15 protein-coding genes are annotated in these 18,671 nt (G+C 65.0%); 8 read left to right on the top strand and 7 right to left on the bottom strand.

Annotated features, from left to right (window positions below):
- The first annotated feature begins 299 nt into the window (after positions 1-299).
- Positions 300-1,139 (top strand): fructosamine kinase family protein, encoded by an 840-nt coding sequence (locus C4S71_RS18145; protein WP_103970113.1) that lies wholly within the window; start codon positions 300-302, stop codon positions 1,137-1,139.
- Between the two features lie 101 nt (positions 1,140-1,240).
- On the top strand, positions 1,241-2,233 hold the full coding sequence (locus C4S71_RS18140; protein ID WP_103970112.1) for a lipid A deacylase LpxR family protein: 993 nt from the start codon (positions 1,241-1,243) through the stop codon (positions 2,231-2,233).
- Positions 2,234-2,272: 39 nt separating this feature from the next.
- Here the strand turns inward: C4S71_RS18140 and cynS are convergent, their stop codons facing one another.
- The 4 genes from cynS to C4S71_RS18120 are packed head-to-tail and all read right to left on the bottom strand — an operon-like array spanning position 2,273 to position 5,903.
- Positions 2,273-2,713: a cyanase gene (cynS, locus tag C4S71_RS18135; protein WP_086511119.1), complete on the bottom strand. Its 441-nt coding sequence runs from the start codon at positions 2,711-2,713 to the stop codon at positions 2,273-2,275.
- Positions 2,706-3,653, bottom strand: a complete 948-nt coding sequence (locus C4S71_RS18130; RefSeq protein ID WP_086511118.1) for an ABC transporter ATP-binding protein — start codon at positions 3,651-3,653, stop codon at positions 2,706-2,708. Before C4S71_RS18130 ends, cynS begins: the two co-directional genes overlap by 8 nt.
- 5 nt (positions 3,654-3,658) lie before the next feature.
- Positions 3,659-4,516, bottom strand: coding sequence for a nitrate ABC transporter permease (ntrB, locus tag C4S71_RS18125; protein ID WP_086511117.1), 858 nt, complete (start codon positions 4,514-4,516; stop codon positions 3,659-3,661).
- Between the two features lies 1 nt (position 4,517).
- Positions 4,518-5,903, bottom strand: a complete 1,386-nt coding sequence (locus C4S71_RS18120; protein WP_103970111.1) for a CmpA/NrtA family ABC transporter substrate-binding protein — start codon at positions 5,901-5,903, stop codon at positions 4,518-4,520.
- Positions 5,904-6,191: 288 nt separating this feature from the next.
- Here C4S71_RS18120 and C4S71_RS18115 point away from each other — a divergent pair, with 288 nt between their 5' ends.
- On the top strand, positions 6,192-8,141 hold the full coding sequence (locus tag C4S71_RS18115; protein WP_103970110.1) for a sigma 54-interacting transcriptional regulator: 1,950 nt from the start codon (positions 6,192-6,194) through the stop codon (positions 8,139-8,141).
- Positions 8,142-8,203: 62 nt separating this feature from the next.
- Positions 8,204-8,605 (top strand): hypothetical protein, encoded by a 402-nt coding sequence (locus C4S71_RS18110; protein WP_103970109.1) that lies wholly within the window; start codon positions 8,204-8,206, stop codon positions 8,603-8,605.
- Positions 8,606-8,792: 187 nt separating this feature from the next.
- Here the strand turns inward: C4S71_RS18110 and C4S71_RS18105 are convergent, their stop codons facing one another.
- Entirely contained in the window at positions 8,793-9,728 is a 936-nt protein-coding gene (locus C4S71_RS18105) for an alpha/beta fold hydrolase (protein WP_103970108.1), read from the bottom strand.
- A 248-nt stretch (positions 9,729-9,976) separates the two neighbouring features.
- On the opposite strand from C4S71_RS18105, the gene C4S71_RS18100 reads away from it, so the two are divergent.
- Both C4S71_RS18100 and C4S71_RS18095 read left to right on the top strand, forming a co-directional pair.
- Positions 9,977-11,173, top strand: a complete 1,197-nt coding sequence (locus tag C4S71_RS18100; RefSeq protein ID WP_234277644.1) for an efflux RND transporter periplasmic adaptor subunit — start codon at positions 9,977-9,979, stop codon at positions 11,171-11,173.
- Positions 11,173-14,313: an efflux RND transporter permease subunit gene (locus tag C4S71_RS18095; RefSeq protein WP_086511110.1), complete on the top strand. Its 3,141-nt coding sequence runs from the start codon at positions 11,173-11,175 to the stop codon at positions 14,311-14,313. Before C4S71_RS18100 ends, C4S71_RS18095 begins: the two co-directional genes overlap by 1 nt.
- A 20-nt stretch (positions 14,314-14,333) precedes the next feature.
- Here the strand turns inward: C4S71_RS18095 and C4S71_RS18090 are convergent, their stop codons facing one another.
- Entirely contained in the window at positions 14,334-14,960 is a 627-nt protein-coding gene (locus C4S71_RS18090) for a TetR family transcriptional regulator (RefSeq protein WP_103970107.1), read from the bottom strand.
- A gap of 157 nt (positions 14,961-15,117) precedes the next feature.
- Between C4S71_RS18090 and C4S71_RS18085 the strand changes: the two genes are divergently transcribed.
- Positions 15,118-16,149: a succinylglutamate desuccinylase/aspartoacylase family protein gene (locus C4S71_RS18085; protein WP_103970106.1), complete on the top strand. Its 1,032-nt coding sequence runs from the start codon at positions 15,118-15,120 to the stop codon at positions 16,147-16,149.
- A 6-nt stretch (positions 16,150-16,155) separates the two neighbouring features.
- Here C4S71_RS18085 and dusA read toward each other — a convergent pair whose 3' ends face one another.
- Positions 16,156-17,175 (bottom strand): tRNA dihydrouridine(20/20a) synthase DusA, encoded by a 1,020-nt coding sequence (gene dusA, locus C4S71_RS18080; RefSeq protein WP_103970105.1) that lies wholly within the window; start codon positions 17,173-17,175, stop codon positions 16,156-16,158.
- A 423-nt stretch (positions 17,176-17,598) separates the two neighbouring features.
- Here dusA and C4S71_RS18075 point away from each other — a divergent pair, with 423 nt between their 5' ends.
- Positions 17,599-18,669: a nucleoid-associated protein gene (locus C4S71_RS18075; RefSeq protein ID WP_103970104.1), complete on the top strand. Its 1,071-nt coding sequence runs from the start codon at positions 17,599-17,601 to the stop codon at positions 18,667-18,669.
- Positions 18,670-18,671: the final 2 nt, after the last annotated feature.

Genomic DNA, 18,671 nt, shown 5'->3' with positions numbered 1-18,671 from the left:
GCGCGGTGCCGAAGCGTCGGACCGTCGGAATCCTCACATATACCCCATATGCTCCGGTTGACTCGCAGCCTTCGGCTTCTCGCCCCTTCGGGGCCAGCCTACGGCTGTTTGTCGCTTCGCTCGGTACTGTGCTCCGTGCGCCTTGCGACCCACAGGGATGTGGGAAGTGCGTTGGTTCGTCGGGAACGAACCTAGCCGCTTCACTCCGCTCGCCTATTTGTTCAGCATTTCCTTACTGTAGACGTCTACTCACGTTACCAGACTGGATGCCCAGATCAGACGGTCAAGGAGAGGGGGCAATGGATCGAAAACTTGCGCTGCTGCTGGAGGCACGAGGTCTCTCGCCCCGGGGGGCGCTACGCCCGCTTGGCGGCGGCGACATGGCGGCCGTCTACTGGCTGGAGACAAATCAGGGGGCGGTGGTGGTCAAGCAGGACGATGCCCAGCGCCTGGCCGGCGAGGCCGATGGACTGCGGGCGCTACACGAGGCGGGCACTTCGCTGCGGGTGCCCGAGGTGCTGGCGCTGGGTAACGGCTGGCTGGTGATGGAGGCGCTGCCCACCGGGTCGCGTTCGCCACGTTCTTCCGCCGCGCTCGGCGAGGGGCTGCGCCAGTTGCATTCGCACACCGCGAGCGAACACGGCTGGCCTCGCGACAATGCCTGCGGCCGTACCCCTCAGCCCAATGCGCCCATGGCCGATGGGCGAGCCTTCCAGCGCGAGCGGCGTCTGCTGCCGCTGGCCCGGGCCTGCCATGCGCGGGGGCTTCTCGACGCCCCCTTGCGCCGGCGTATCGAAGTCGTGGCAGAGGCGCTAGAGAGCTGGCTCCCCGATGCGCCGGCGAGCCTGCTGCACGGCGATCTCTGGTCCGGCAACGTGCTGCATACGCCTCAGGGGCCGGCGATCATCGATCCCGCGGTGTACCGCCATTTCCCCGAAGTGGACCTGGCCATGCTGACCCTGTTCGGCTCGCCCGGCGAGGCCTTCTTCGAAGCCTACTGGGACGGCAACGAGCCGTTCGACTGGGCGCGCCGCGAGGCCCTGTTTCAGCTCTATCCGCTGCTTAATCACCTGCTGCTGTTCGGCGGCGGTTATCGCAGCGGCGTGGAGCGCACGCTGGAGGCCGTCGAATCTGGCTAGCGAGGAGCGTTTCATTCAAGGGTACGTTTGAATCACCTTGCCGAGAGTGATGAAAACTACATACACTCGTGTATGTTTGGCTCGCTCAAGGAAGAGACCTTATGAATCGAGGCATCGGCGGTTTCATTCGGGGTGTCGCCATAGGCTGCCTGCTAGCCACGCCGGCATTTGCCGGTTCGGGCGTCGTGACGCTGCAGGTGGACAACGACGGCATGGTCAGCAGCGACGACGACCATTACACCTCCGGGGTGGAGCTTCACTGGACCCGGGAGGTTTCCGCGCAGCACTGGAGCCAGCGCGTCGCCGACGGCCTGCCGGGCGTATGGCGCGGCTCGGTGGATGCCATCAGCTATCACCTGAGCTATCGCATGTACACGCCGGTTGAGGTGGAGCGCCGCGACCTGATCGAGGACGACCGCCCCTACGCCGGCTTGATCCTGGGCGGCCTGGCGCTGTACGGACGCGAGCCGCTGAGCGGTGCCTGGCACCGAGAAGAGGCATTCCAGCTCGACCTCGGCGCGGTCGGTCCCGTCACCGCAGCGGACAGCGTTCAACGCGAGGTACACCGCTTCACCAACAGTCAGCGTCCCCGCGGCTGGTCTCACCAGCTGGGCAACGAGCCCATCCTCAACCTGGGATATCGGCGCCACTGGTGGCAAAGCCATTCGCTGGGGTGGCTGGAGATGCAGCACGGCCCGGGCGTGTCGGCCTCTCTCGGCAACCTGCTGGTTCAGGCCGACGGGGGCTACGGCCTGCGGTTCGGCCGCGGGCTGGATGCCAGCATGGGCTGGCCCTCCCTGAGCATAGAGCGCGGCGGCTATCGACAGGTTGCCACCTCGCCGGGCAGCGGCTGGAATGTCTTCGCCGCGCTGCAGGGGCGCTACGTGGCGCACAACCTGCTGCTGGACGGCAACACCGTGCGCGACAGCCACTCGGTCGACCGTCGCGAGTGGGTCGGCGACGCCGTTGTCGGCGTGGCGCTGACCTGGGAGCGCTGGGAGGTGAGTCTGGCCCACGTGTGGCGCAGCAAGGAGTTCGAGGAGCAGCAGAACAGCACCGTGCACGGCGCGCTGTCGCTCAGCTATCGACTGTGAGGGGGACGCTGGCCGCCTGGGCGGCCAGCGTGATCCCGCTTACCAGGCCTTGTAGGGCAGGAACTTGCCGTTCAGGGTAAGCAGTACGCGGTCCCCCTTGGGGTCCTCGATCTTGTCCATTTCCATGGTGAAGTCGATGGCGCTCATGATGCCGTCGCCGAACTTCTCCTGGACCACGTCCTTGAGGGTCTCGCCGTAGACTCCCACCACCTCGTAGAGGCGATAGATGAAGGGGTCCTGCGGAATCGCTTCATCCCAGGCCTTGGTGGGGAAGGCCTGCAGCGCCTCGGCCACCTCCGTGTCCACCTCCAGCACGTCGCACAGCTTGTGAGCCACCGCTCGGCTGGCACTGTTCATGCCGTAGCAGGCCGAGGCGGTCCACACCGGCGACATGCCGATGGCACTGCCGATATCGTCCCAGCTCAGCTTCTTGCGGGCCTTGGCGGCGAGCAGGGTGTGGCGCATTTCGAGCTTATCCATGATGTTTCTCCTTGGCGCTGAGGTTGACCAGCTTGGGTGAGGCGGATGCCGGCGCATCGGCCTTGTGGTACGTGGCCGGGGCGCTTGCCTCGGCGACGGGGTTTACCGGCCGTGGATAGTGCAGGCCGCGTGAATCCTGGGGGAGCGTGCGCAGGTCGCTGGCGCGATTGACCAGGAAATCGACCAGGTAATTGCGCAGGGTGTAGAAGTGCGGATGCTTGACGATCTCGCCGCGGGAGCGCGGCCGCGGCAGGTCGATCTCCACCGCCTCGGCGATTCGTGCCTCGGGGCCGTTGGTCATCAGGAAGATGCGGTCGGCCAGCAGGATCGCCTCGTCCACGTCATGCGTGATCATGAACACGGTCTGGCGGTCCTGGCTCCAGATCTTGAGCAGCTCGTCCTGGATCACGCCCCGGGTCAGGGCATCCAGCGCACCGAAGGGCTCGTCGAGCAGCAGCAGCTCCGGTTTGGTGGCGAAGGCCCGGGCGATGCTGACCCGCTGGCGCATGCCGCCCGAGAGCTGGGCCGGCTTGCGCGTGATCACCTCCTTGAGCCCGACCATCTCCAGGTAGTGCAGGCTGTGTTCGGTGACCTGGCGCTCCTTCCACTCGGGCCAGCGGGCGCGTACGCCGAAGCGCACGTTCTCCAGCGCCGTGAGCCACGGCAGCAGGCTGTAGTTCTGGAACACCACGCCGCGCTTGAGACTGGGGCCGTCGATCTCGCGGCCATCCATGATCATGGCGCCGTCGCTCAGGCTGTCGAGCCCGGCCAGGGCGTTCATGATGGTCGACTTGCCGCAGCCGGAGTGGCCGATGATGCAGACGAACTCGCCCTTCTGCAGCTGAAAGCTGACGTTCTCGAAGACCGTGAGATCCGCGCTGCCCTTGGCGCCGGGAAAGCGCTTGGCGGCCTGCTGGACTTCCACGAAGGCATGACTCATGGCGCTTACTCCTGATAGGTGACCAGCCGGGCGATGGAGGAGAGCGCGAGGTCGAGCAGCATGCCCACCACGCCGATCACTAGAATCGCGAAGATCACGCTGGTCAGGTCGAGGTTGTTCCATTCGTTCCACACGAAGTAGCCGATACCGGTGCCGCCCACGAGCATTTCGGCGGCCACGATCACCAGCCAGGCGATGCCGATGGAGATGCGCATGCCGGTGAGGATGGTGGGGGCCGCGGCCGGCAGGATGACCTTGAAGGCCGTCTTCAGTGGCGACAGCTCGTGGGTACGGGCCACGTTGACCCAGTCGCGGCGCACGCCCGCCACGCCGAAGGCGGTGTTGAGCAGCATCGGCCAGATCGAGCAGATGAAGATGACGAAGATGGCCGAGGCCTCGGCGTCACGAATGATGAACAGGGCCAGCGGCATCCAGGCCAGCGGCGAGATCGGCCGCAGCACCTGGATGTAAGGGTTGAGCGCACGGTACATCAGCGGCGACATGCCGATCAGGAAGCCCACGGGAATGGCGATCACCGCCGCCATCAGATAGCCGGTGAGCACCCGGTAGAGCGAATAGCCGAGCTGTATGCCGATGCCCTTGTCGTTGGGGCCGGCGTCGTAGAAGGGGTTGGAGAGTTCGACCCAGGCGCGCTCGAGAATCGCCGAGGGCGGCGGTACCCGCGCCGTCTCGTCGGCCCCGCCCATCAGCAGCTCGTACTCGCTGAGCTCCTCGCCGCCGCCCAGCACGGGTGCACGCTCGAGGCCTTCCCACAGGCCCAGGCCCACGACCAGCAGCAGCACGGCCAGCAGCGTGGCGCGGGCGTTCAGGCTCAGTTTCCATTCGGTGGTGGTGCGGTCCATGTCAGCTCCTCCTCAGCGCGAAGCTCTCGACGTAGGCCTCGGGCTCGGTGTAGTCGAAGGTCTTGCCCATGATCTCGAACCGGCGGGCGTTCTCTTCCGGGGCGTCGTAGCCCAGTTCGCGCATCACCTCGCGGGCATCGGTGGCGAGATAGACGTCGCGGGCGATCTGCTGGTAGTCGATGTCGCCGTTGATGTAGCCCCAGCGCTTCATCTGGGTGAGGATCCATATCGCCATCGAGTGCCAGGGGAAGGGGTCGAAATCGATGCGATCGGGCACGTTCTGCACGCTGCCCAGGCCGTCGGCGAAGCGCCCGGTCAGCACCTGTTCGATCACCGTCACCGGCTGGTTGAGATAGGCGGCGGGGGCGATGGCCTCGGCGATCTCGGCGCGGTTGGCCGGGTCGGAGGAGTACTGGGTGGCATCGACGATGGCGCGCAGCAGGGCGCCATAGGTGTTGGGGTTCTCGCGAGCGAAGCGCGCGCTGGTGGCGAAGGCGCAGCACGGGTGGCCGTCCCAGATCTCCTTGGTCAGCAGATGGATGAAGCCGATCCGCTCGTAGACCGCACGCTGGTTGAACGGGTCGGGGGAGAGGAAGCCGTCGATGTTGCCGGCGCGTAGGTTGGCGACCATCTCGGGGGGCGGAATGACGCGGATCTGGATGTCCCGATCCGGATCGAGACCGTGCTCGGCCACGTAGTAGCGCAGCAGAAAGTTGTGCATCGAGTACTCGAAGGGCACGCCGAAGGTGAAGCCGCGCCACTGCTCGGGGTCGCGTTTGTCCTGATGATCGTTGTGCAGCACGATGGCCTGGCCGTTGACGTTCTCGATGGCCGGGGCGATGAAGTGCCGCGAACTGGAGCCGGCGCCCAGGGTCATGGCCAGCGGCATCGGCGTGAGCATGTGGGCGGCATCGAAGCGGTCGTTGAGCGAGTTGTCGCGGATCAGCGCCCAGCCCGCGGCCTTGATCACGTTCACGTCGAGACCGTAGCGTTCGTAGAAGCCCATGGGGTGGGCCATGATGATCGGCGTGGCGCAGGTGATGGGGATGAAGCCGATGTCTAGCTGGCTCTTCTCCAGCGGCCCCAGGCTCTCCTGAGCGGCGGCCTTGATCGCGCCCAGCGGCAGGATGGTAGACAGCGCTGCCGCCACGGTACCGCCGCCGACCAGCTTCATGAACTGGCGGCGATGCATGTCGCTGTGGCCGAAGATGCCGCGTACCAGAGCGCTCTCCACGACGCGATCCATCATCGCCTCGCTGTCGCGGGGTGCATCGTCAGGGTCTTTGGCGCGGGAGGTCGAGCACTCGCCGCAGCCGCAGTGGCGGCCATGGACCAGCGACTGTCGATGATCGAACGGGTTTCCCAGACTGTTGTGATCGTTGTTCATGTGGTTCCCCTCGAGAACGCAGGTGATCGATTGCCTGCACTCGCCTGGTGCATGGGGACAAGGCGTGCGGGCACTCTCCGTTACCTAGCGATTGCTGTGCCACCTGCCGCCTCCCTGGCTTTACCCTTTCAATAACAAGGTGTTGTGCGGATCCAGGGGCGAGGAGAAAGAGGGCGCCGGGCGTGACGATTTTTCGTCATTGACGATATCTCGTTGCTTTCTCGACGAAATCTCGTCATTGGTACGCCGCTTGTATGAACCTGGGCAGGCTTTCCCAGGAGTTGTGCCATGTCTCTGCCCCAGGTGCCGGACCGTTTCGCCTTCGAACAGGCGCCCATCGCCATGCTGCAGGTCGACCCCCGGGCCGACCGGCTGCTGGCCGCCAACGCCGAGGCGTGTCGCCTGCTGGGTGCCGGCTTCGAGCGGCTCGCCTCACGCCCCTTCAGTCACTGCCTGGGACCCTCGCTGCCGATGTGGGTGGCCTTCAGCGACGAGACCCTGCAGCGCTCGCCGGCCTGGTCCGACGACCTGCTGCTGTTCGACGTACAGCGTGCCCCGCGGCGGGTGGAGGTGTACGGGCAGGCGCTGGACGAGCATTGCCTGATGTTCGGCGTGATCGAACTCGACAAGGCCGAGCAGCGCCGGGCGCGGGCCGAGCTCTGGCGGCGCCACCGCCGTGGCCATGTGGGCTGGGAGCGGGTCGAGCAGGTGTTCGAGCGCATCGAGCGGCAGAACCAGCTGATACTGGGGGCCGCCGGGGAGGGCATCTACGGGCTCGATGCCGAAGGCCGCACCACCTTCGTCAACCCGGCCGCCGAGCGCATCCTGGGCTGGAGCAGCGAAGACATGGTCGGCCATGACGCCCACCAGATGTTCCACCACACCCATGCCGACGGCAGCCACTTCCCGGTACAGCAGTGTCCGATCCACGCCTCCTTCAGCGACGGTCAGGTGCATCGGGTCGACAACGAGGTGTTCTGGCACAAGAACGGCGAGGCGATCCCGGTGGAGTACACCAGCACGCCGATCTTCGAGACCGGGCGGCTGGTGGGCGCCGTGGTGCTGTTCCGCGACATTCGCGAGCGCAAGCGGGCCGAGCAGCAGCTGCGCGATGCCCTGGCCGAGGTGGAGTCGCTCAGGCAGCGCCTGGAGCTGGAGAACCAGTATCTGCAGGAGGAGATCACCGCCGAGATCAACCATCGCGAGATCGTCGGCGAGAGCCCGGCGGTGGCCCACCTGGTGCGGCAGATCGCGCTGGTGGCGCCCACCGACGCCAACGTGCTGATCACCGGCGAGTCGGGCACCGGCAAGGAGCTGATCGCCCGGGCGATCCACGCCGGCAGCGGTCGCAGCGACCGGCCGCTGATTCGCGTCAACTGTGCGGCGATTCCCCGCGACCTGTTCGAAAGCGAGTTCTTCGGTCATGTGAAGGGCGCTTTCACCGGTGCGGTGAGCGATCGCCCGGGACGCTTCGAGCTGGCCGACGGCGGAACCCTGTTCCTCGACGAAGTGGGGGAGATACCGCTGGAGCTGCAGAGCAAGCTGCTGCGGGTGCTGCAGGATCAGCAGTTCGAGCGCGTCGGCGACGACCGCACCCGGGAGGTGAACGTGCGTGTGATCGCCGCGACCAACCGTGAACTGGGCGAGATGATCGCCGCCGGCCAGTTCCGTGAAGATCTCTACTTCCGCCTCAACGTCTTTCCCATCACCTCGGTGCCCCTGCGCGAGCGAATCGGCGACGTGCCGCTGCTGGCCAACCACTTCCTGCGGCGCGCCTGTCAGAAGTTCAACAAGCCCGGCATGCGCATCCCGCCGACGCAGATGGAAGCGCTGAAACGCTACCCCTGGCCGGGTAACATCCGCGAACTCGAGAACGTGATCGAGCGTCAGGTCATCGTCGCCCAGCGTCGCGACCTCGCCTTCGAGGAGCTGCTGTCGACAGCGGGCGCCGACGCCCTGGCACTGCCGAGTTCGACGGCGCCGCTCGGGCGGGTGGGGGCTGCGGAGGTACGCGAGCCGCAGACCGAGCAGGAGATGGCACGGCACCTGCGCGCCAATGCGATAGCCGCTCTGCGTGCCTGCGGCGGCAAGGTCTCGGGGCCGGGCGGTGCGGCAGAGCTGCTGGGCCTGCCGCCGACCACCCTGCGCTCGCGGCTCAAGGCCTGGCGTATCGAACCGCGGGATTATCAAGCCGAGCCGCCGGGCTATCGCACCTCGCCGCGGGGCCATCGCATCTAGCCGGGAGCGCCTCTATGCCTATACTGGAAGCCTGAGCGGTGACGACGCCGGGGGAGAAAGCGATGCAGGCATCGATCAAGCGCTGGTGGGGTGGTGTCGGCGGGCTCCTGCTGGCGGGCTGTTTCGCGGCCGGCTCTAGCGCCTGGGCCGCGTCGGATGAGGTCGTGGCCGACACCCGCGGGGCACTCTTCCTGCCCGTGCAGCACCCGCTGGCCTGGCACCGTGAGCACTGGCGTCAGCGCCGCCAGTTCGACCCTACGTTCACCATCGAACTTCCCTGGTTCCTCTTCGACCCCTACCTGCGTTGGGGCTACGCTCCGCGGCCGGACGAACCGGAGCGACCCGCTACCATCACCCCGCGCGAGCGCGGAACCATCTGGCGCGACGACGTGGTAGGAACGGGCAGCGGGGAGCGGCTGGAGGTGCATCCCGAAGGGCGGATACTGCGCAGCCGGCCACGTTAGGGAAACACTGCACAAATGCCTGCGCGAGCGAATTGCTGCGTTGCGCGGTGCTCGGAATCCTCACATATACCCCATATGCTCCGGTTCCTGTGCTCCGTGCGCCTTGCACTTCATCTCGCTCGTCTATTTGTTCAGCGCTTCCTTAGCGCCGCTTGGAACCAACTCGCTTTACGGTTGCTAAAAAGGGTTAGTCGGCGCTCTTCAAAGCGGTGCTCCGCCTGGCCCAGGCGATCAAGCGTTGCCACCAGCCTCGCTCGGCGTGCTGCGCATGGCGTGCTGATTTCTGTGGGGGGCGGGTGAGAAATTCAGCGATGGGGGCTACCTGGCTGCTACGGTCGAGCATTGGCGCATGGCCGCAGCCGGGAACTTCCAGAGTAACCAGATCGGGCTGTGCCTTGGCCATGCTCACGACACTCTCGGCATCCAGCAGCGGCGATTCGGCGCCGCGTATTACCATCAGCGGGCAGTCGATCGCTCGCCAGTCGGCCCAGGTGTCGCGTGGTGTGTCGTTGATGAATTGTTCGGCGATGCGGGGATCGTAATGGTAGGTCCAGCTGCCGTCAGGCAGACGCCTTGCGCTGCCAAGTGCCAGTCGACGCCAGGCTTCGTCTCCCTCGATGCCGAAACCGTGATAATGCTCGGTCAGCTCGGCTTGCAGCTGAGCGAAGGTGGTAAAACGATGCGGCCTGCCGAAATAGAGTGCCAACTGCATCAAGCCTTGGGGATTCAACTCGGGGCCGACGTCGTTCAGCACCAGACGTTCTATGCGATGCGAGCTTTCGGCTTCGGCAGCCAGGAGCATTCCCAACAGCCCACCCATCGAGGTTCCGACCCAGGGCGCTCGCTCCAGTTCGAAGTGATCCAGCACGGCCAGTGCCACACTCATGTAACTGCGATAGAGATAGTCTCGCGACGGAATGGGCGACCAGCTCGAAAGCCCTCGGCCGGGGGTGTCTGGAGCCAGCACACGCCACTCAGGACCGAGTATGCGGGCGAAATTTTCGAAATCGCCACCGTGGCGTGCCAGTCCATGCCAGGCGATAACGGTTTTCGGCGCCTCCGGGTGCCAGATGCGTACCGCTATCTCCAAGTCTTTCAGCGTGACCAGTTCCATCGCATCCATCTGTATCGGCCTCCTCCGTCGCCACCTTATGCTGCTTTGCAGCATAGCCTGTTTTCTCGGCCCTCACCTTGCCCAGGGGAAACGATGTAAACGGGGTAGGCTAGTATACATACAAGGTTGTAGATATAATCCGGCGCCAGCTAACCACCTGCCATGCGACCCCTGCTACAAGGCGTGTTGCTCTGACGAACCACGATATCCAGCGGAGATCCAATATGCATTTGTCACTTCCGGGAGCGCGCCTTCCCGTGAAATGGATACTGGCTGTCGGCCTCTTGGTCTCCCTGCTGACAGGGTGCGAGCAGAATGGAAACGACGGTGCCCCCGCTGGCGCTGGCGGACGTCCACCGCCCGACGTCTACGTACAGCGCGTGGAGCCGCGTTCGGTTGACGTGGTGGAGGAGTACGCCGCCCGCGTGCGCGGCTCGCGTGAAGTGGAAGTGCGCGCTCGTGTGCAGGGCATCCTGGAAGAACGACTCTATACCGAAGGCCAGGTCGTGGAAGCGGGCGAGCCGCTGTTCCGTATCGACCCTGAGCCGTACCAGATCGAGCTGCAGCGGGCTCGGGCGGAGCTGGCCAATGCCCAGGCCGAGCTGAACCAGGCTCAGCGCGAGTGGCGGCGTATCTCGACGCTGTTCCAGCAGAACGCCGTCAGCGAGCGCGAGCGCGACTCGGCGCTCTCCGCTCGCGAGCTGGCCGAGGCGCGCTACGCTCTGGCCGAGTCCGGCGTGGCCACTGCCGAGCTCAACCTCGACTACACCGAGGTACGCGCGCCGCTGGCCGGCATGACCGGGCTCGAGAGTTTCCCCGAGGGCAGCCTGATCGAGCGGGGCACACTGCTGACCACAGTGACCCAGCAGGACCCGGTGCACGTGCGTTTCTCGCTGCCCGAGGGCGATGCCGCTCTGCAGCGAGCGGCCCGGCGCGCCCTGTCCGCCAACGGCCAGTCCGAGCAGCGTGAGGCGCTGCTGACCCTGCCCGACGGCCACGCCTACGAAGAGAGTGGAGTGGTGGACTTCACCGACAGCACCATCGATCCGCGTACCGGCAGCGTGTCGGCCCGTGCCGTGTTCCCCAACCCCCAGGGAGAAGTGGTACCGGGGCAGTTCGTGCGTGTTCGCGTGCTGGTACAGGAGCTCGAAGACGTCTTTCTGATTCCCCAGCAGGCGGTGGGACAGGGGCCCCAGGGAGCGCGTGTCTTCATCGTCGAAGACGACACCGTTCACGCGCGGAGCGTGGAGCTCGGCCCCGTCGTCGACGGACGCCAGGTGGTGCTGACCGGCCTCGAGGCCAATCAGCGCATCGTGGTCAACGGTCTGGTGGGCTTGCAGGATGGCATGCCGGTTCGGGTCAATGAATTGAGCCCCGAAGAGGCTCAGCAGGCGGCCGAAGAGGCCGAGGCCTCAGCGGCGGAAGCCGAAGCCGAGACCGACGAGGAGGCGTAATGCTCAGGTTCTTCATCGACCGGCCGATCTTCTCCTCGGTCATCTCGATCATCATCGTGCTGGTGGGTACGGCAGCGCTGCGCGCGCTGCCGGTGGAGCAATACCCCAACGTGGTGCCGCCCGAGGTCGTGGTCCAGGCGCAGTATCCCGGTGCCAGCGCTCAGGTGATCGCCGAGACCGTGGCCGCCCCGCTGGAACAGGAGATCAACGGCGTCGACGACATGCTCTACATGGAATCGACGGCCACCGATGCCGGCAGTTTACAGATCACCGTCTCCTTCGAGATGGGCACCGACCCGGACCAGGCAGCGATCAACGTTAACAACCGGGTGCAGGCCGCCCTCTCACGTCTGCCGCAGCAGGTACAGACGCTAGGCGTGCGCGTCGAGGCGCGCTCCACCAACATGCTCATGGTGCCGGTACTGTATTCGCCGGATGGCTCCCGCGACCCCCTATTCCTCTCCAACTATGCTCTGCTCAACGTGCTCGACGAGCTGGTGCGTCTGCCCGGGGTGGGCGATGCCTCGCTGTTTGGCGCCCAGGACTACTCCATGCGCGTGTGGCTCTCGCCGGACAAGCTGGCGCAGTACGACCTGACGCCTTCCGACGTAGCCGCCTCCATTCGCGAGCAGAACGCCCAGTTCGCCGCCGGGAGCATCGGCGCGCAGCCGGCCCCGGAGGAAGTGGCCTTCACCTTCGCCGTTTCCACCCCGGGCCAGCTGTCCGAGCCGGAGGAGTTCGAACGCATCATCCTGCGCGCCGACGAGCAGGGTGGCACCCTGCGTCTGGGCGATGTGGCACGTGTCGAGCTGGGCTCACAGAGCTACGCTTTCTCTGCCACCTACAACGGCCAGGGCGCGGTGCCCATGGGGGTGTACCTTCAGCCTGGCGCCAACGCGCTGGATACCGCCACGGCGGTGCACGAGGCACTGGAGAACATGTCCTCGCGCTTCCCCGAGGGGGTCGGGTACGTCGTGCCCTACGACACCACGGAGTTCGTCGAGATCTCCATTCGTGAGGTGTTCATCACGCTGCTGATCGCGGTGGCGCTGGTGGTGGTGGTGACCTTCGTCTTCCTCCAGCACCTGCGTGCGACCCTGATCCCGGTGGTGGCGATTCCGGTGTCGCTGATCGGCACCTTCGCCGGCATGCTGGCGCTGGGCTTCTCCATCAACATGCTCACCCTGTTCGGGCTGGTACTTGCCATCGGTATCGTGGTGGACAACGCCATCATCGTGCTGGAGAACGTCGACCGACTGATCAAGGAGCAGGGGCTCAAGGCGCGGGATGCTGCCGTGGAGACGATGAAGCAGGTCGCCGGAGCGGTGGTGTCGTCGACCCTGGTACTGGTGGCGGTATTCGCGCCGGTCACCTTCCTGGGTGGACTCACCGGTGAGCTCTATCGCCAGTTCGCCGTGACCATCGCCATTTCGGTAGTGGTGTCCGGCGTGGTGGCGCTCACGCTCACGCCGGCCATGTGCGCGTTGATGCTCGACAAGCAGAAGCACGAGGTGGCCAAGCCCTTCCAGTGGTTCAACGCCGCCTTCGACAAGCTCACCAACGGCTTCGCCTGGCTAGTGAGCAAGCTGCTGCGCCATGCGCTGCTGGGCATGGTGCTGTTCATCGGTGTGATCGCCTTGACGCTGTTCTCGCTGACTCGCCTACCCTCCGGCCTGGTGCCGCAGGAAGACCAGGGTACGGCGCTGGTGGTCTACAATCTGCCGCCGGCCTCGGCGCTGCCGCGTACCGAAGCGGTGCGCGACCAGATCACGCAGATGCTGCTGGGCATGGACGAGGTGGATCAGTTCACCACGGTGGCGGGCTTCGACATGATTGCGGGTTCGCTGCGCACCAACGCGGGTATCGGTTTTGCCAACCTCGCCGATTGGGGCGATCGCACCGGGCCGGGGCAGGACGCCGCTTCCGTGGCCGGGCGCATCATCGGTATGGGAGCTGGTATTCCCGAGGCGATGGTGATCGCCTTCACCCCGCCGCCGATCATGGGACTTTCTCTCACCGGCGGGGTGGAGGGCTACCTCGAGGTGAGTGGCGATGTGACCACCGAGGAGCTGGAAACGCTCGGTCAGCAGCTCAGTGCCGCTGCAAACGAGCGACCGGAACTGACCAACGCGCGCATCACCCTGGACAGTGGCATTCCCCGCTATCGTGCCGCGGTAGACCGTGAGAAGGCGCGGGCCATGGGCGTGCCGATCAACCAGGTGTTCGAGGCGATGCAGAGCACCTTCGGTTCGCTCTACGTCAACGATTTCACCCTGGCGGGGCGCAACTGGCAGGTCAACCTGCAGTCCGAGGGCGAGTTCCGCAGCCAGCCTGAGGATCTCAACAAGGTCTTCGTGCGTTCGGAGTACGGCGAGATGCTGCCGCTCTCGAGTCTGGTGAGCCTGGAGCGCACCAGCGGGCCGGATATCATCAACCGCTTCAACGTCAACAGTGCGGTCAACTTCCTTGCCGATGCGGCCCCAGGCTACACCACCGGCCAGGCCAAGGAGGCGATGGAAGAGGTCGCCGCCCAGGTGCTCGATGCCAACAGTTCGCTGGGCTGGATCGGAGAGGCCTACCAGCTCGATGCCGCCGCCGGTGCGGGCGGGCTCGCCTTCGGCCTGGCTATGGTGATGGTGTTCCTCATCCTGGCCGCCCAGTATGAGCGTTGGACCCTGCCGATTGCGGTGGCCACGGCGGTACCCTTCGGCGTGCTGGGAGCGGCGCTGGCAGCCATGCTGCGCGGTTTTCCCAACGACATCTACTTCCAGGTGGGACTGCTGGTGCTGATAGGCCTGGCGGCGAAGAACGCCATCCTGATCGTTGAGTTCGCAGCGCAGAACCGACGCACCGGCATGAGCTCCTTCGATGCGGCACTGGCCGCAGCCCAGCAGCGTTTCCGCGCCATCCTGATGACGGCACTGACCTTCATCATCGGCACCTTGCCGCTGGTATTCGCCACCGGAGCGGGGGCCAACAGCCGTCAGGAGATCGGTACCGTGGTAGTGGGCGGCATGATCATGGCCAGTTCGCTGGCGCTGATCTTCGTGCCGCTGGCCTACAAGGTGATGGAAGATCTGGCTACCTGGCGGCGTGAGCGCAGCCAGCGCAACGCAGAGGGCAAGGCAAGCCGGGCATGATGTTCGGCCTGGCGCCGGGGTCAGGGCGACTCCGGCGCCTTTGCCAGCAGCATGAGCTGCGTATCGACCAGTTGCGTGCCGCGTTCGACCAGCGAGAAGTGCTCGTGATTGCGCAGCCAGTCGTGGAACAGCCCGCCGAGGGTCGCCTGCAGTAGCCGGGCGGCGACTTCCGGCGACAGGTCGTGACGCAAATGGCCCATGCGGGCAGCGGCGGTGAAGTACTCGATGAGAGCGCCGCACGCCTCCTGGGCAATCTCGTTCTGCATTGCCAGCGGATCGATCTCGCCGAAGGTCTCGCAGTGGTGGATCAGGATGGCATGTACGCGCCGATAGCGCGGCTGTTCGAGGCGGGCGAAACCGCGGTGGCAGGCCTGACGAATGGCTTCCAGCGGCCGCTCGGCCAGCCCCGGATCGCCGATCTCCTCGACCAGTTCCTCGAACGGCATGCGTACCCGCAACAGCATGGCCCGGAACAGGTCGGCCTTGTTCTTGAAGTGCCAATAGACGGCGCCACGGGTCACGCCGGCCTCACGGGCGATCTGCTCCAGCGAGGTGCGTGCCACTCCGCGCTCGAGAAACACCTCTTCCGCGGCATCGAGCAGGGCTTCGCGGGTGGCGGCGGCTTCCGCCTTGGTACGTCGCGCCATGGTGTGTGGTGTCTCCTCAGGCCTCGCTTTAGCGCCATTCTATCGTAGCGCCGCACGTCTTACCTTCATCCATGTATGGTCGTGTCCCGTGACGCTCGTATTCCACGGTGGGGCAGGGTATAACAGAGCGAACACTGTTCGTATTGGAATCAAGGCCATGCCCCGCGCACCCTTCGAACTCGCCGGTGCCACCATCAAGCCCGGCAGTCGCCTTCAAGTCGACGTGCCGGTGGCGCGGCTGTATACCCACGCCCCGCTGCACATCCCTGTGGAAGTGGTGCACGGGCGTCGTCAGGGGCCGGTCATGCTGGTGTGCGGCGGCATTCATGGCGACGAGATCAACAGCGTCGAGATCGTACGCCGGCTGATGCGCTCCAAGCAGATCCAGGGCCTGCACGGCACCCTCATCGCGGTGCCCATCGTCAACGTGTTCGGCTTCATGCAGCACAGCCGCTACCTGCCCGACCGGCGCGACCTCAACCGCTGCTTTCCCGGCAGCGAGACGGGCTCGCTGGGGGCGCGGGTGGCCGCTCTCTTTCGCGAGCAGATCGTCGATCACGCCACCCACATCATCGACCTGCACACCGGCGCCATTCACCGCACCAACCTGCCGCAGATCCGCGCCCAACTGAGCCCGGGCAGCGAGACCGAACGCATGGCCAACGCCTTCGGCGCGCCGGTGATTCTCAATGCGGAACTGCGCGAGGGCAGCCTGCGCCACTACGCCCAGACACGGGGCATCCCGGTGCTTACCTACGAGGCCGGCGAGGCGCTGCGTTTCGACGAGTGGGCGATTACCCCGGGGGTGCGGGGCGTGCTGCGGGTCATGCGGCGGCTGGGCATGCTGGCGGGCGAGCATCGCCGTCGGCAGCCACCGGCCGCCGAGCTGGCCAACGGCTCGAGCTGGGCGCGGGCGCCCATCGACGGGATCCTGCGGCCCAAGGTGCGCCTCGGCGCGCGGGTCAGCAAGGGCGACGTGCTGGGTAAGGTGGCGGACCCCTTCGGCAACGCCGAAGCCAGTGTGAAAGCCATGGCCGACGGCATCGTGATCGGCGTGAGTCGGCTGCCACTGGCCAACGAGGGCGAGGCGCTGTTCCACATCGCCCGCTTCGACGCCATCGAAGAGGCCGAAAGCGCCATCGAGACCTTTCACTCCAGCCTCGAGCCGCCTCCCGACCCGCTCTATTGACCCCGCTCAGGCCGTTTCGGCGGGCTCCCGCTCCGGCACCAGGCTCAGTGCATCGTCGTACACCCGCAGGCAGGCGCCGTCCAGATGGCCGTTCTCGGAGAGATGGCGACGGAAGCGGCGCCCGCCCGGCTGGCCCTGGAACAGGCCCAGCAGGTGGCGGGTCACGTGGTTGAGCTTGGCGCCTTCCTCGAGCCGACGGGCGATGTAGGGGCGGAACGCCCTGGCCGCGGCGTGGCGGCTCTCGGCCGGCCCCTCGACGCCGTAGATGGCCCGGTCCACCCCGGCCAGCAGCCAGGGGTTCTGATAGGCCTCGCGGCCCACCATCACGCTGTCGACGCAATCGAGCTGCTCACGGCATTCGTCCAGCGTCTTGATGCCGCCATTGATGCCGATGTGCAGCTCCGGCCGGCTGGCCTTCAGGCGGTGTACACGGGGGTAGTTGAGCGGCGGGATGTCGCGGTTCTCCTTGGGCGAGAGCCCCTGCAGCCACGCCTTGCGCGCATGCACGATGAACACCTCGCAGCCGGCGTCCGCCACCTGGGCGATGAAGCGCTCCAGATCGGCATCCTCGTCCTGGTCGTCGATGCCGATGCGGCACTTCACCGTGACCGGGATCTTCACCGCCTCGCGCATGGCGCGCACCGCTGCCGCCACCTTCTCCGGGTGGCCCATCAGGCAGGCGCCGATCATGTTGTTCTGCACCCGGTCGCTGGGGCAGCCGACGTTGAGGTTCACCTCGTCGTAGCCCCATTCCTCGGCAATTACCGCGCACTCCGCCAGCTCGCCCGGGTCGCTGCCGCCCAGCTGCAGCGCGATGGGATGCTCCACCTCGTCGTAGCCGAGAAAGCGCTCCCGCGGGCTGCCGTGCAGAATGGCACCGGTTGTCACCATCTCGGTATAGAGCAGCGCCTGACGGGTCAGGGTGCGGGCGAAGGCCCGGTAATCACGGGTCGTCCAGTCCATCATGGGGGCCACGGAAAACCGGCGCGCCCGAGCCAGCGGGTCGTTTCCAGTCGTGTTGCTCATCTATGGCCTCCAGAGGTCCTGCCGTCGTTACCGTTTGATCCGGCTCATTTCGCCACGTGCCTGCGTTCGGTACTATCGAGACAACGAGGTAAGGTATCGATACGTAACCGGCTCGCCGGACGCCGCATGGCGCGCAGCGTGACGAGAAGCAGGGAGCAAATGAGATGGCCGGCCATTGTACGCAAGAAGGAGCGGCGCGCCCAGAGCAGAGGTGTTGTTGGCGTGCGGTTGGGGAGTGGTATCGGGGCGCGTGGGCAGTTGCTGGAGGGCGCCTGGCCAACCGCGACATTCGGCAGGAAGGGGTTTTCTGCTGGCGGTGAGTGGCGCAGCAGCGCCGTAGCCAGAGCATATTAGTGAAATCTCGCAAGTGGCGAGATGCTGGATTGAAGCGTTCGCAGGTAATAAAAAATAAGGAGTGTACACATGGCAGGTCAACCATTGGAAGGCGTTCTTACGCAGGGGCAGCGTGATACCCTGGAGATAGTTGACTTTATTTTTCATATTATCGATCCCGATGCCCCGGGAAAGGTCGTAAAGCTTGATGAAGTACATTTGCAGGACAAACAGAAAGCGTTTTTCCTCGACCGACTGCGCGATATCGCCGAAGGGACTCAATACATTTTTGACCCAAATGCCGTTAATTTACATGAGCAGAGTCAGCGACTGATTGATGATCGAGATGGTTTCGTAGAGCTTTCTTACCAAATGACCCAAGAGTTTGCGCGCCTCCACGGTGGAAATATGTCGGCAGGCGTATTCATCGTCTCGGTGGTGAAGTATTTAGCCAACGCGCACGACTGGCAGCAGCTGGTGTTTTTGGTAAAGATGGATCAGCAGGAATCTTTCACCTATAGATATGAAGATATAGAGGGGCGGCGAGTCGCTATTGTCGACGAGGTTCCAAATGCACTTAACGAAAACAAACGCGCAATCCAGAAGAGTGCCTTGATAGATTCTACTGATCGATTTGCATGGGATGTGCTGGCTTTCGATCGAGTAAAGAAGCCGGTGCTGGGTGACTATTATCAAGCTTTTCTTGGGGTAATCGAACGTCAACAAGACTCAGCGCTTACAAGGTCGGCATATCAGACGGTACGTAAGTGGGCAAAGGATATACCGCAAGATCAGCTACCCCCTGGTGAGGATGTGAACACGTATCGAGGGCGAGCCCTCAACTACCTCAACGACCATGATGCCTTCGATACGGATGCGTTCCTGGACACCGTGGTACGGGATGCGAACCCTGAAAGGAAGGCCGAACAGGTGCGGTCTCTTCGGGATGCTCTGGCCGAGGCTGGAATAGCCGGACAAATCTTCCGGCCGCGCCCCGATTCCCTTCCCAAGGCGCAGCGCAAGCAAGTCTACGAAACATCCGAAGGCGTCACGATCACCTATGAAGGGACCCCAGAGCAAGTAGGTATGCTGATTGAGCATTTGGATAGTGGGAGGTCGCGCGTTACCATCGAAACTCATCAGCTGATACCGAAAGGCTAGTT

This window comes from Billgrantia desiderata (assembly GCF_900108215.1).
GTDB classification, from domain to species: Bacteria; Pseudomonadota; Gammaproteobacteria; order Pseudomonadales; family Halomonadaceae; genus Halomonas; species Halomonas desiderata.
This window is presented reverse-complemented; position numbering and strand designations above follow the sequence as displayed.